The 13,690-nt window shown below is 55.3% G+C and carries 9 protein-coding genes; all 9 read left to right on the top strand.

The features are described from left to right. A partial coding sequence (locus HMPREF1556_RS03500; RefSeq protein ID WP_021666878.1) for a SusC/RagA family TonB-linked outer membrane protein occupies positions 1-2,928 on the top strand: 2,928 nt, incomplete at its 5' end. 31 nt (positions 2,929-2,959) lie between these two features. Then, positions 2,960-4,504 (top strand): SusD/RagB family nutrient-binding outer membrane lipoprotein, encoded by a 1,545-nt coding sequence (locus HMPREF1556_RS03505; protein ID WP_021666879.1) that lies wholly within the window; start codon positions 2,960-2,962, stop codon positions 4,502-4,504. A gap of 36 nt (positions 4,505-4,540) precedes the next feature. After that, positions 4,541-5,680, top strand: a complete 1,140-nt coding sequence (locus HMPREF1556_RS03510) for a glycoside hydrolase family 18 (protein WP_021666880.1) — start codon at positions 4,541-4,543, stop codon at positions 5,678-5,680. An 18-nt stretch (positions 5,681-5,698) separates the two neighbouring features. Continuing rightward, positions 5,699-6,883, top strand: coding sequence for a DUF1735 and LamG domain-containing protein (locus HMPREF1556_RS03515; protein WP_021666881.1), 1,185 nt, complete (start codon positions 5,699-5,701; stop codon positions 6,881-6,883). 23 nt (positions 6,884-6,906) lie between these two features. Beyond that, positions 6,907-7,944, top strand: a complete 1,038-nt coding sequence (locus HMPREF1556_RS03520) for a discoidin domain-containing protein (protein ID WP_021666882.1) — start codon at positions 6,907-6,909, stop codon at positions 7,942-7,944. A gap of 475 nt (positions 7,945-8,419) precedes the next feature. Next, positions 8,420-8,995 (top strand): 50S ribosomal protein L25/general stress protein Ctc, encoded by a 576-nt coding sequence (locus HMPREF1556_RS03525; protein WP_021666883.1) that lies wholly within the window; start codon positions 8,420-8,422, stop codon positions 8,993-8,995. A 134-nt stretch (positions 8,996-9,129) separates the two neighbouring features. Beyond that, positions 9,130-10,644, top strand: a complete 1,515-nt coding sequence (gene dacB, locus HMPREF1556_RS03530) for a D-alanyl-D-alanine carboxypeptidase/D-alanyl-D-alanine-endopeptidase (RefSeq protein WP_021666884.1) — start codon at positions 9,130-9,132, stop codon at positions 10,642-10,644. A gap of 42 nt (positions 10,645-10,686) precedes the next feature. Further along, entirely contained in the window at positions 10,687-12,045 is a 1,359-nt protein-coding gene (locus HMPREF1556_RS03535) for a DUF4105 domain-containing protein (RefSeq protein ID WP_232299031.1), read from the top strand. Further along, complete coding sequence (locus tag HMPREF1556_RS03540; protein ID WP_021666886.1) at positions 12,038-13,624, top strand: alkaline phosphatase family protein; 1,587 nt, start codon at positions 12,038-12,040, stop codon at positions 13,622-13,624. Before HMPREF1556_RS03535 ends, HMPREF1556_RS03540 begins: the two co-directional genes overlap by 8 nt. Positions 13,625-13,690: the final 66 nt, after the last annotated feature.

The following is a 13,690-nucleotide window of genomic DNA, read 5'->3' on the forward strand; positions in this document are numbered from 1 at the left end:
CTCGATGCCACGAATCATGAGCCAGTGATCGGGGCTTCGGTCCTGGTCAAGGGCGTCCCAGGTCAAGGTGCTTCTACCGACATCAACGGTAAGTTCACCTTGAAGAACGTGAAGACAGGTGCCGTCCTCGTCGTATCCTCCATCGGGTATACGAAGAAGGAAGTCCCCGTCGGCAACCAGACCGAGCTGAAGATCGAGCTCGCTAGCGAAGACAACCAACTCCAGGGGGTCGTCGTCACCGCTCTCGGTATCAAGCGCTCTCAGAAGGCGCTGAGCTATAATGTCCAGGAGGTCAAGAACGACGCTCTGACGACGGTCAAGGATGCCAACTTCATGAACAGCCTCAATGGTAAGGTCGCTGGGGTGAATATCAATGCTTCTGCTGCAGGTGTCGGTGGTGCTACTCGTGTCGTCATGCGTGGTATCAAGTCGATCTCGGCAAATAATAATGCCCTCTACGTCATCGACGGGGTGCCCATCTTCAACGTGAACAATGGGAGCACCTCCGGGGAGTACTCTTCGCAGCCTAGCGGTGAAGGGATCTCGGACATCAACCCCGACGATATCGAGAGCATGAGCGTACTCAGTGGGCCGGCTGCTGCGGCTCTCTACGGGTCAAGTGCTGCTCAGGGGGTCATCCTCATCACCACGAAGAAGGGTAAGGAAGGCAAGGTCAAGCTCGAGTATAGCAACAGCACGACCTTCTCTAATCCCTTCATCATGCCACGCTTCCAGAGCGAGTATGGCAATCAGCCTGGCTCCTTCAAGAGCTGGGGTGCTAAGGGTAGCGCACTGGCGTATGATCCTGCTAAGTTCTTCAACACCGGTACGAACATCATCAACTCGGTCGCTCTGACCACGGGTACGGAGAAGAACCAGACCTACATCTCTGCAGCTACGACCAATGCAGCTGGTATCCTGCCCAACAATAAGTACAACCGCTACAACTTCACCTTCCGCAACTCGACGAAGTTCCTCGGTGACAAGCTCACGCTTGACCTCGGTGCGCAGTACATCCTTCAGGACCAGAAGAACATGGTGGCTCAGGGGTACTACTACAACCCACTACCTGCTCTCTACCTCTACCCTCGTGGGGAGAACTTCGACGAAGTCCGTCAGTACGAAGTCTACGACGAAGCCCGCAACATCAGCGTGCAGAACTGGCGCTGGGGTAATGGTGGTATCGATATGGAGAACCCTTACTGGCAGATGTATCGCAAGAACCGCCTACAGAATCGTGAGCGCTATATGCTCAACGGTAGCCTGAAGTGGAAGGTGGCTAGCTGGATCGATCTGACGGGTCGTATCCGCGTCGACAACTCGATCGTCAACGGTAAGGATAAGTTCTATGCTGGTACCGATACCTATTGGACGGGTGGTAGCACCAAGGGTCGCTACAACCAGAATAAGGCAGAGGAAAAGCAGATGTACGCCGATGCTATGGCTAACATCAACAAGACCTTCGCCGAAGACTATAGCCTCTCTGCTAATATCGGGGGTAGCCTCTCTAATACCTCCTACAATTCGCTGGGTTATGGTGGTCCTCTAGCAGACGTCCCCAACGGCTTCAACGTGTACAACGTAGACCGCAACAACGGTGCTCCTAGTGCAAGTGGCTGGAGAGAACGTGCTCTTGCTGTCTTTGGTAGTGCGGAGATCGGCTACAAGCGTCTGCTCTTCCTTACGATGACGGCTCGCAATGAGTGGTCTTCTACGCTCGCTGGTACGGACCAGCTCTCCTACTTCTTCCCCTCGATCGGTCTCTCGGGTGTGATCTCAGATATGATCCAGCTCCCCAAGGCCGTCAACTACCTCAAGGCCCGTGTGTCCTACGCTGACGTAGGTTCGCCTCTGCCTCGCAACCTCACACAGCCTCGCTACACGTGGGACAGCAACTCTCGTACGTGGGTCGCTCCTACCTACCGTCCTCTTGGTAAGCTCTACCCAGAGAAGACTTCTTCTTGGGAAGCTGGGGTGAACTCGCGCTTCTTCGGCAATGCGCTCTCGCTGGATGTCACTTGGTATCTCTCCGATACGAAGAACCAGACCTTCAACGTGACGACCTCTCCTGCTAGTGGTTATTCTTCGATGTACGTACAGTCGGGTAATGTCCGCAACTACGGTATGGAGTTCGCTCTCGGCTACCGTCAGGACTTCGGTAAGCTACACTGGGAGACCAATGTCACCTACAGCTTCAACCGCAACCGTATCGTCGAGCTCCTAGACAACTACTACGACCCCGTCACCAAGGAAACCTACAGCCTGCCCTTCCTCAACCAGGGGAATGTCCGTCTGGTGAAGAATGGTACCATGGGTGACCTCTATACGTCTTCCGATTTCAAGCGTGACCAGGAGGGGAATATCTGGATCGACCCTTCGACTAACAACGTCGTCAAGGAAGAACTCTCTGAGCCCCGTAAGATCGGCTCCGTCCTACCTAGCGGTAACCTCGGCTGGCGTAATAGCGTCTCCTTCCAGGGGATCAACCTGACAGCTCTTCTCACGGCTCGCTTCGGTGGTCAGGTGACCTCCATGACGCAGGCTATGATGGATGCTTATGGTGTATCTAAGACGTCTGCTGATGCACGTAATGCCGGTGGTGTCGTAGTCAACAAGGGTCGTGTAGATGCCGAAGGCTACTACAATGTCGTCGGTGGTCGTGGTGGTATCACCCAGGAGTATCTCTATGATGCTACTAACGTACGTCTTCAGGAGCTATCGCTCGGCTATACGCTACCTAAGAAGTGGCTTGCTAACAAGGCTCGCCTGACGGCTTCTGTCGTAGGGCGCAACCTCCTGATGATCTACAATCATGCTCCATTCGACCCAGAGGCAACGGCTTCGACGGGTACGTATAACCAGGGTTCGGACATCTTCATGATGCCATCGCTGCGTAGCTTCGGCTTCAGCATCAAGATGGAATTCTAAGCTTCGCTCCCACTAAGCACTACTATTAGCAATGAATATATCTAAGAAGATCCTCGTGACCTCACTGGTCATAGCGGGTGCCCTCTCCAGCTGCACAAGTGGCTTCGATGAGATCAACGCTCCTGAGAATACCTTCACTAAGGACCAGCTCCGTGGTGACAACTACGAGATCGCTGCCTCCTTCCCTAAGCTTCAGTCACTGATCGTCCCCGCTGACCAGTCCGGTTACTTCCAGCACTTCAGCCTTACGGGGGATATCTGGGGACGCTTCCTCATGTCCAACACGAAGTGGAATAACAACTTCTCCGTGTATCGCTACATGCACGAGGGTTGGCTGAATACTCCCTTCAACATCCTGACGAGCTTCTATCCAGAGTTCCGTAAGGTCAAGGAGGCTACGAATGGTCAAGGCATCACCTTCGCTCTGGCGCTGATCAATCGTGTCGGTCTGATGCACCGCCTCACCGACCTCTATGGTCCTATCCCTTATACTCAGATCGAAGGGGGGAACCTCAAGGTTGCTTACGACTCTCAGGAAGTGGTCTACAAGGCCATGCTCGCTGACCTCAATACGGCGATCAATGATCTTACGATCTACGTCTCGGCTAACCCAACGGCTAAGCTGATGGCAGACCAAGATCTGATCTATCGTGGTGACCTGAAGAAGTGGGTGCGCTTCGCTAACTCTCTGAAGCTTCGTCTAGCTATGCGTATGCGCTACGTCGAGCCTGCTCTAGCTAAGACTGCGGTAGAGGAAGCTGTGAACCACTCCATCGGTGTGATCACGGACAATGCAGATAATGCGATCATCCATCAGAAGGGTAACAGCATGCTCTGGCTCATCACGAATGCTTGGAGTGATGCTCGTGTAGCAGCAGACCTGACGAGCTATATGAATGGATATAGCGACCCACGTCGCTCTGCTTACTTCACCAACTCAGGCTTCCCCGGTGCTGGCTATGATGGTCTTCGCTCTGGCTCTAACCAGGATGGCAGTGAGTACAACAAGTACTCCAATGTCAAGGTAGCTAGCAGCGATCCTACGATCATCCTTACGGCAAGTGAAGTAGCCTTCCTCAAGGCAGAAGCAGCGCTCATCGGATGGAATGTCGGTGGTGCTACGGCTAAGAGCCTATATGAAGATGGTGTACGCCTATCCTTCGCTCAGTGGGGCGCAGGTTCTGCTGACAGCTACCTAGCTAGCACGGCTACCCCTGCTAACTATACCGACCCCTCTGGTCGCTATAGCACGGGTGCAGTCAGCTCCATCACTCCTCAGTGGGGTGACTCTGACTCAGAGGAGAAGAACCTAGAGCGTATCATCACGCAGAAGTGGATCGCTCTCTGGCCTCTCGGCTTCGAAGGCTGGTGCGAACACCGTCGTACGGGCTATCCTAAGTTCTTCCCTGTCGTAGGGACTGTCGAGTCTGCTTATGCTCACCTGGATGTAGCTAACCGCTTGCCCTTCTCTCGTACGGAGTATGATGTCAACTCGGCTAACGTACAGGCTGCTATCAAGCTCCTCGGTGGACCTGACGACTATACCACTAAGATGTGGTGGCAGAAGAAGAACTAAGGTGCGCCATAGTATCCATATTTAAGAACTACGTATATGAAGAATATTAAGTGTTTGGCACTAGCGGTAGGTGCTATCGTCACACTTGGAGCAAGCTCTTGCTCTAAGTGGACGGAGCTCGAGCAGTACAAGCCAACAGATAAGAGTGGTAATATCACGACTGAGGACTACTACGCTAACCTGCGTGCCTTCAAGAAGAGCGGTGCTCCTCTTGGCTTTGGTTGGTTTGGTGGTTGGACGGGTGTAGGTGCTTCGATGAAGACGCAGCTCATGGGGCTACCCGATAGCCTTGGTATCGTGTCTCTGTGGGGAGCTGGTACGGCTGAGTTCGATGAAGCTCGCCGTGAAGACCTCAAGAAGGTACAGACGCTCAAGGGTACGAAGGTCCTGACAGGCTTCCAGGTTAATAGCGTCGGTGCTCAGCTGACCCCTCATGGTAAGACCACAGAGGAATACTGGGGATGGGAGAGCGGTACGAGTGAAGCGGCTCAGGCCAAGCAGACCGCTGCTATCATCAAGTATGCTAATGCACTCTGCGACCTCGTCGACAAGCTCGGCCTTGATGGCTTCGACTACGACTTCGAGCCTAACTACGAAGGTGAAGGGAACCTATGGTTCGACCACACGTGGACGGAAGCTAACGCTGGCTGGCGTAAGCTCACGGCAGAAGAGAAGGTGATCAAGACAAAGAACATGACCACCTTCATCTCCACGCTTGGTAAGCGCCTTGGCCCTCAGTCAGGCACGGGTAAGCTCCTCACGCTCAATGGTGAGCCACAGAAGATGGTACCAGAGCTCGGGAAGTACTTCAACTACTTCATCGTCCAGGCCTATGACAGCTGGGGGGATGGAGACCTCGATGCTCGCCTCAAGAGCACGATCGACAACTACAGCGGTCAGCTCGAAGCAGCTGATGTCGCTCGTAAGTACATCGTCACGGAGAACTTCGAGAAGTGGGCTGGTCAAGGTGGTGCTGCCTACACTGACCGCTCTGGTAATGTGATGAGAAGTGTCGAAGGTATGGCTCGCTGGCTCCCCGTCGTAGATGGGAAGACGCTCCAGAAGGCAGGTGTAGGGACCTACCACATGGAGTATGAGTATACCGTCTCTGGTCAAGTAGGTACGTACCCTGCACTGCGCAAGGCTATGCGTATCATGGCTCCTCCTGTCAAGTAACTAATCATCCGTAAAGCAATGAATAAGATGAATAAGACGATGCTTGGTGGTCTTGCTCTGGCTGCTGCCTTCCTCTCTGGTTGCTCCAATGCAGAGTACAAGCCCCTAGACAACTCGATCTATATTAATGGTGCTGCGGCTGATCCCCTGCGCATCATCACGGTAGGTGATGCAAGTAGCACGACGTCCATCCTAGTCCGCTCTGCAGCTCCTGCCAAGCAGACGATCACGGTGAATCTCGCTGTACAGCAGTCGGCGCTTGATGCTTACAACAAGCGTAACGATGCTAACTATGTACTGCTACCTACCGAATTCTATACCCTCTCTGCTACTTCGCTCAAGATCGAGCAGGGCAAGGTCTCCACGCCTGAGCTCACGGTCACGATCAAGCCCTTCACCGAAGAGCTGAGCAAGAGTGGTAAGAAGTACGCTATCCCCCTCTCGATCACCTCGGTCTCTGGGGCTGACCTCTCCGTCCTCCAGGGCGAGAAGGACTTCATCATCGCCTGCGATCAGGTGATCAAGACCAAGGCGATCAAGCTTCTACCCCAGCAGGGGATGAAGACGTCCTTCGCTGAAGGTGTCAAGACCGATACTTGGTCTGTCGAGATGCGTGTCAAGAGTGATGACATCCGTGCTAACTACAACAACCAGTCCTTCATGGGTATCTCCTCCGGTATTGATGGAGGTGGTGAAGGCTCAGGCTTCATCTTCGGTCGCTGGGAAGGCGATGTCCTCCAGTTCAAGGTCAATGGTCATGATGGTGTATCGGCTACGATCAAGCCCGAATCCAACAAGTGGTATCACGTGGCTCTTGTCTGCGCTAATGGTACGCTCTCGATCTACGTCAACGGTCAGCTGAACAAGCAGGAGCAGAACCTCAAGTTCGCTACCGTCGGTCAGTACAAGGACTTCACCTTCGCTTATCCTCGCTGGAGAAACCACCCCTATCGTAAGTCGAACTACTACATGAGTGAGATCCGCTTCTGGAATCGTGCCCTCACGGCTGCACAGATCCGTCGTAATCGCTTCTCTATCGACCCTGCTACTCCAGGCCTAGTTGCGTACTGGAAGCTGGACGAAGGGACGGGTACGACCTTCAAGGATGCTACGGGCCACGGCCACGATCTCGAGCTCTACCATGGCGAGGGTCAGCGTACGGCTCCCTCTCAGTGGGTAGACATTCGCTCTGACGAAGACTAATCATCACATAGACTATCATCCATATGAAGAGATATAATAAGCATTGGATCCTCGGCCTCTGTGCTGCCACGATGGCACTTGGCCTAGCTTCGTGTAAGAAGGATGCGGATTCGGTAGATACCCTCCTAGAGCGTAACTATCCTCCTCGTGTCTATATTCAGGCAGACCGCTATTCGGTACCTGTCAATAGTTACCCCCTCCTGCACAGCAGTACGGGCATCACGGGGAATAATGTCGGCTACTTCACTGTTCGCCTCAATCGTCCCTCGACTCAGGACGTCGTCGTGACGCTCAAGTCGACGGTGAGCAACGAAGAGATCGCTAGCGCTCTCACGCTCAGTGCTACCGAAGTCACTATCAAGGCTGGTCAGATCGCTAGCGAGCAAGTCTCTGCGACCCTCGACCTAGCTGCCCTGGCTACTCGTGAAGCTGCTGAGGAGTACACAGTCAAGGTCGTCATCGAGTCGATCAAGAGCGCTGCTAGCGGTGTCGCTATCAGTAGCAATCTCAACCTCTACACGGCTACCTTCACGAAGTCTGCTCGTAGTGAAGATGCTCTTGTCGTAGGAAATTCGGATATCGACTTCTCGGCGGTCAACTACTTCGATATGGCAGAGCGTGCTTCGAAGTGGACGGTATCTCAGGTGACCTCCGGTATTGACGGGGGCAATGATCCCAAGCGTGTAATCGATGGTAACTACGGCACAGACTTCGCTTCGAACAACAGAGGCTTCAGCTTCGTCGTTGACTTCGGCAAGGTCGTCCCCAAGTTCCGTGGTGTCTCGGTCTACTACTGGGCAGACTGGGCTGCTCCCCGTGAGATCCAGCTCGAGTGCTCGGTAGATGGCGTGAAGTGGACTAACCTTGGTCGTGCCGATATCTCTGGTCTTACTGGAGAAAATAAGGCCTTCGTCGGTCTGAAGAAGGCTTATCCTGCTCGCTACGTCCGCTACACGATCACGAAGCCTGTGGGTCGTACCTCGGTGACTGAGTTCTACGCATTCGAAGATCCCGCTGAGGCTAGTGCCGACGACATCTTCGGAGGTGAGAACCAAGGATAATCTTTCCTCCTTCCCCTTTACGATCCGCCCCTCGAAGGTCTGTCCTTCGAGGGGCGGATTCTTTTGTTTAGATCCAGGGGCAAGCAGGGTAGCTAGCCCATAGATTTTTTCCCTACCTACGCACCCAGCGAAAGCCCTTGCTCCAGGCCTCTCTTCCACGAGCCTCTGTACCCCCGTTTTGCGACCCACGGTGGGTCGCGGATGCGACCTACCGTGGGTCGTCTCGACGACCAGTAGGTTTTTTCGACGATCTTACCGTAGGTTGTTTTTGGGTGGGGTAGAGGAGCCCGTCGGAGACCCACGTTTACGGGGTAGAGGTCGAGACTGTCTATGTCGATAGAAATCACTACCTTTGCTGGCGTTTTACGATTGTCTCGAAACGACGAGAAGCCCCTAGACCTCCAGCAGGCAGGGACTCGTGTGATGGGAAATTAGAAGACACTAATTTTGAGTAACACAATTATTAAGTAAGAGAATGAAGACATTCCAACTCTCAGGTCAGCTCCGCTCAGAGCTTGGCAAGAAGGCTTCTAAGGGCCTTCGCGCTGGGGATCAGATCCCTGCAGTCCTCTACGGAGGCAACGAAGTCATCCACTTCACCGTAAGCCAGGATGGCGTGCGTAACCTCGTCTACTCTCCAGACATCTTCGTGATCGACCTCGACATCGAAGGTCGTCAGGTCAAGGCTGTACTGAAGGACCTTCAGTTCCACCCTGTGACTGACGCTATCCTTCACCTCGACTTCCTCCAGGTAGAAGCTACGAAGCCTATCGTCATGGAAGTACCTGTAGTCCTCACGGGTCACGCCGAAGGGGTTAAGGCAGGGGGTAAGCTCAGCCTCGAAATGCGCAAGCTGAAGGTTCGTGCTCCTTACACCGAGATCCCCGAGAAGCTCTTCATCGACGTCACCGAGCTCGGTCTTGGTAAGACGATTCAGGTGGGTGCCCTCTCCTTCGAAGGCCTCGAAGTCATCAACGCTAAGAACGCTGTCGTCTGCGCCGTCAAGCTCACTCGTGCTGCTCGTGGTGCTATGGCTAAGAGCGGTAAGTAAGCCCGTAGCCTAAGGTGTGAGCTACAAACGAGGCTCATACCCTATATATCCTATCCTAGAGGCTATCCTACCTGAGAGTAGGGTAGCCTCTAGCTCACTTATATGCGCTCGTAGCGCACCCTTTATTTCACCAGATGAATCTTCGTCGGCTCGCCCTCTTCGTCCTCTACCTCTTCATCCCCCTCTTAGTATATGCTCAGCCCTATCCCGAGGCAGTGGAGCTCCTACGCCGCTACGAGCAGCGCCCTGGGGTACGTGTCACGGCTCTCCTTCGAGATCTAGAGACAGGGGAGACGCTCGTGGCGCATCGCACGGACGAACTCTTTCGCCCTGCCTCGCTGGTGAAGATCCCTACGACGGGGGCCTTCCTGGCGCTTCGTGGTGCCGACTACCGCTTCCATATCCCCGTCGCTATCCGTGGACGGGTACATGAGGGTGTCCTCGAGGGTGATCTCATCCTCGGAGCTTCGGCAGACCCTTCGGTGGGGTCGCACTACATCCCTGAGCCTGACCGCCTCCTTCGGGAGGTGAAGACCCTACTGGAAGAGCGAGGGATCAAGCGGGTGACGGGTCGCCTACTCCTCGATATGAATGGCTTCCCTCGACCCTTTGCTAATGATACTTGGCCCGAGGAAGATCTGGACGAATACTATGGGGCGCTGGTCTCGGGCTTCAATGTCGGGGATAACTATGCCGACCTCTACCTCTACGCCGAAGAATCCGATCCCGAGGTAGAGGTACAGCTCGCTTCACAGCCACTACCCACACGGCAGAGCCTCACGACGGGCTCCCCGACGAACCTCGAGCTGACGATGCCGGTGAGCCGGGATAGTATCCTAGTCTCTGGTGAGGTACGCTCCGGTAGTTCGGGAAGACATCAGCGCTGGTCGCTCCCCGATCCTCCACTCTACGCCGCCCTCTGGCTCACCGAAGGACTCCGTCAGCGAGGAATCGAACTTCCACAGGCTCCCCGGCTGGTCTACGACTCCGTGATGACGGGGCTCGATACCCTTGGCTTCTACACGTCGCTCCCCGTCGATACGCTGGTGAAGATCACCAACTTCCGTAGCTCCAATATCTATGCAGAGGCGCTGGCTTATTCCCTCAATTCGCCGAAGGACAGGACGACGGGCTATCCTATAGCTATGCGGGACTACTGGAGGGAGCGCCTTCACCTCACGCCGTCGAACTTCCTCCCGATGGACGGCTCAGGGCTGAGCCCTTATGGGAGACTTACCTCAGGAGCCCTTAGCCTCATCCTCTCCGAACTCTGGCGTGATCAAGCCCTGAATGCTCCCTTCCTAGCCTCCCTCCCCGAGGCGGGTGTCGAAGGCTCGGTGCGCAGTGTGTCCCTTCCCTCTGGGATCAGGGCCTTCGTCAAGAGTGGCTCGATGCGAGGCGTACGAGGCTATGCCGGCTATATCCATCATGAGGGGAAGTGGTACAGCCTCGTCTATATAGCTAATGGGGCAATCACGGGGGGAGAAGCTCGCTCGCTATTTACGCACTTCGTCAGCTGTCTCTTCATAGATCAGCCTTTGCCCGACCTAAGCCCCAAGAAACCCTCCGCCGTGAAGACCAAGAAGAAGGCACAGAAAGTGGGGAAGACAAAGGTTCAGCATTCGAAGCGAAAGGGCAAGAAGCGCTAGAGCTGAGACTTTTCGTATCTTTGTTAGGAATCATTGAGCTCGATGCATAAGACTCTCCTGCGATATTCCCCGATGAAGTCCCTCGGCATAGTGCGCTATCTCCTCCTGGCGATAGTCGCTCTCTTGTGCTCATCGGTGAGCGCTGATGCCCAAGGGGAGAGCAAGCGGGACAAGACCTTCGGACTGCCTACCGAGCTGAGTCCCTCCGCCCAAGTGAGCTTCCTCGCCGCTCAGCCCAGTAGCGAGGAGTCCTATACCCTCTACGGGCATGCAGGACTACGTGTATATGACCGCCTTCAGGAGATCGACGTGACCTTCAACTATGGGATCTTCGATTTCTCCGAGGACTTTACCCTGCGCTACCTGCAGGGTAGGACCGACTACATCGTCCTGCCTATAGCGACGGAGCTCTTCATCGAAGACTACCAGCATCGGGGACTGATCCAGGAGATCGTCCTCACGACAGATAGCCTCCAGCGTGCCCGTATCTGGTCGCTCCTGCTGGAGAATATCCAGCCGGAGAATCGTGTTTACCGCTACAATGCCTTCCGCAACAACTGCAGTACACGTCCGCTGGATCTATACCTAGAGACCCTCACGCCCCTTCGCTCAGAGAAGGGTGGGGCTGATAGCGTGCGCTTTGCCTTCGCCTCGGGGGATGATGCCCTCTTCCGTCAGCTCTTCCCAGGGATAGACCCTGGAGCGCTCCCTCCCTTGACTTGGCGCCAAGCCATCAATGAGCTTGAGGCGTCTTCCCCTTGGCTCGTGCTGGGTACGGACCTAGCTATGGGACCCGAGCTGGACCAGCCCATGAGTGTGCGGGATCGCTTCTTCATACCGATGCAGGCCGCTGCGCTCCTGCCTCTCCTCTCCGTAGGGAATGAGCATTTGCCTGAGAACGCCTGGGTGCGACCAGCTCTCACCACGAGAAGCTACGGGAAGCTCCAGCGCATAGAGCCAGCTTCCTTCTCCCTCACACAGCCCTCAGTTGTCTTTACCCTAGTCCTCATCCTCTCTGGGGGGATTTTCGTCTATCGACGCAAGGGAAAGCCTGTGCCGGGAGCGATCGAATTTGTCCTCTACCTAGGGGCTGGACTTGCGGGATCGCTACTTACCTTCATCACCTTCTTCTCGGAGCATCCGATGGTGTCTCCGAACTGGAATCTCCTAGCCCTGCACCCTGGCTATCTCCTTCTTGCCCTACTGATGCCCTTCGGTGCTAAGACGCAGCGTGTACGCTACGTGCTCCATGCCGTCTGCTTCGTGGCACTGATAGCACTGCCCTTCGTCGGACTGCTCTCTGGGCAGAAGTTCAATGGTAGTCTCTCTCTGATCGCCATGAGCCTGACCTTCCTCAGCGCAGGGCGACTCATCCATAATCCCTTCCGCCGTCATGGGTAAGACTAAGAGCTCCCTCGAGCAGCGTAGTATGCGCTACCTCCTCACGTCGCTCTTAGCCCTCGTGGCTCTGCAGCACCCGCTCTCGGCGGGGGATATCCCTCGTGTGGTCGTCTACATCACCATCGAGGATCTGCGTGGGGACTACCTCCAGCAGTTGAGCCCGCTCTTCTCTAAGGATGGACTCGGGCGCATGCTCCAGGAGGGGAAGGTCTACCCTCAGGTGCGCTTCCCTCTAGCGGAGCTGGACCGAGCCTCGGCTACGGCGACACTGCACACAGGTGCCTATCCTCAGATCCATGGAGTAGAGCGCTCGACCCTCTGGGATACTAAGCAGCACAGCTGGCGACCTATCTTCCAAGACCCTTCGGTCATAGGGAGCTACACACGTGATACCTATTCTCCTAAGGCACTTCTCGTCAATACCCTTGGCGACCGAATCAAGGAAGCTTCTTCGGGCGCAGGACTAGTCTATGCCGTCGCTTCGGATGCTGAGGCGGCGATCGCTTCGGCGGGATGGTTCGCTAACGGAGCATTCTGGCTCGATACCAAGATCGCCTCGTGGTCGAGCTCCAGCTACTATGAGGCGATGCCTAAGAGTATCGAGGCGTACAACCGCTCTGCCGATGGGCCGAATAAGCGCCTCATAGCAGGTCAGATGGTCTGGGCACCGCTGAGGAGCTATACTTCTCCTGAGCGTGCTTGGTCGGACTGGGGGGCACGCTTCTCCCATCGCTACCAAGGCTATCAAGGCGCAGACTTCAAGCGCAGTGCTCTGGCCAATGAGGAGGTGACGAGCCTAGCGCTACGACTGCTCGACCAAGGGGGCTACGCTGAGAGTAAGTCCCTCGGTATGCTTGCCCTCTCCTACAGCCTCAATGTAGCTCCTAAGGAAGCTACTAGTGAGCTGACGAGTGAAGAGGTCGATGCTTATGTTCGCCTCGATCAGAACATCCAAGCTATACTCACAGAACTTCAGCGGAAGTTCGGCGAGGGGAACTATCTCCTAGCCCTTACAGGCACGGGCTACACCCACTACCGTCGTCCCCGACTCAAGGGCGCTGAAGCTCGCTATGGGCAGTTTAGCTCGAAGAAGGGATCAGCCCTGCTGAACCTTTACCTCTCCGCCATCTATGGTCAGGGGAGTTGGGTAGAGCGCCTTGCTGATGGTCGCCTCTATCTGAACCGTAAGCTAGCAGAGACGAAGCGCATCGCACTCACCGAACTACAAGACCGATCAGCTGCCTTCCTCGAAGAGATGGAGGGTATAGCCTTCGCTGTCGCAGGTGAGCGTCTTCTGGTGCAGTCTTCGCTGAGCGATGCTGCCCGAGCCCTTCGTCGCTCGGTGCACAACCGCTACCTAGCTGACGTCTACTGGTCGCTGACTCCTGGCTGGGAAGTCGAGGAGCTGGCTGACAATCCTAGCCTGTGGCTTCAGTCCACAGCGATCGATACTCCCTGCATCCTCTTCGGGGCAGGAGTGACGGCCAAGGACTTTGACTATCCGATCCTCGAGGCCCCTGATGTCGTCAAGGCTATTGCGCATGTCTTGCGCATTCGCCCACCCAATGCTACCCGCTAGCCTAGCTTAGCCTAAGGGCCTTCTTGTCCCTAGGGTAAGCTCTTATTTCCCGAGGTGTGCTCTGAG

Source organism: Porphyromonas sp. oral taxon 278 str. W7784 (assembly GCF_000467855.2).
In the GTDB taxonomy this organism is placed as follows: domain Bacteria; phylum Bacteroidota; class Bacteroidia; order Bacteroidales; family Porphyromonadaceae; genus Porphyromonas.

Bases quoted from the DNA above. Each gene is read 5' to 3' on its own strand.
- HMPREF1556_RS03510 (WP_021666880.1), top strand. From the start codon at position 4,541: ATGAAGAATATTAAGTGTTTGGCACTAGCGGTAGGTGCTATCGTCACA.
- HMPREF1556_RS03505 (WP_021666879.1), top strand. From the start codon at position 2,960: ATGAATATATCTAAGAAGATCCTCGTGACCTCACTGGTCATAGCGGGT.
- HMPREF1556_RS03520 (WP_021666882.1), top strand. From the start codon at position 6,907: ATGAAGAGATATAATAAGCATTGGATCCTCGGCCTCTGTGCTGCCACG.
- HMPREF1556_RS03535 (WP_232299031.1), top strand. From the start codon at position 10,687: ATGCATAAGACTCTCCTGCGATATTCCCCGATGAAGTCCCTCGGCATA.
- HMPREF1556_RS03525 (WP_021666883.1), top strand. From the start codon at position 8,420: ATGAAGACATTCCAACTCTCAGGTCAGCTCCGCTCAGAGCTTGGCAAG.
- HMPREF1556_RS03515 (WP_021666881.1), top strand. From the start codon at position 5,699: ATGAATAAGATGAATAAGACGATGCTTGGTGGTCTTGCTCTGGCTGCT.
- HMPREF1556_RS03540 (WP_021666886.1), top strand. From the start codon at position 12,038: ATGGGTAAGACTAAGAGCTCCCTCGAGCAGCGTAGTATGCGCTACCTC.
- dacB (WP_021666884.1), top strand. From the start codon at position 9,130: ATGAATCTTCGTCGGCTCGCCCTCTTCGTCCTCTACCTCTTCATCCCC.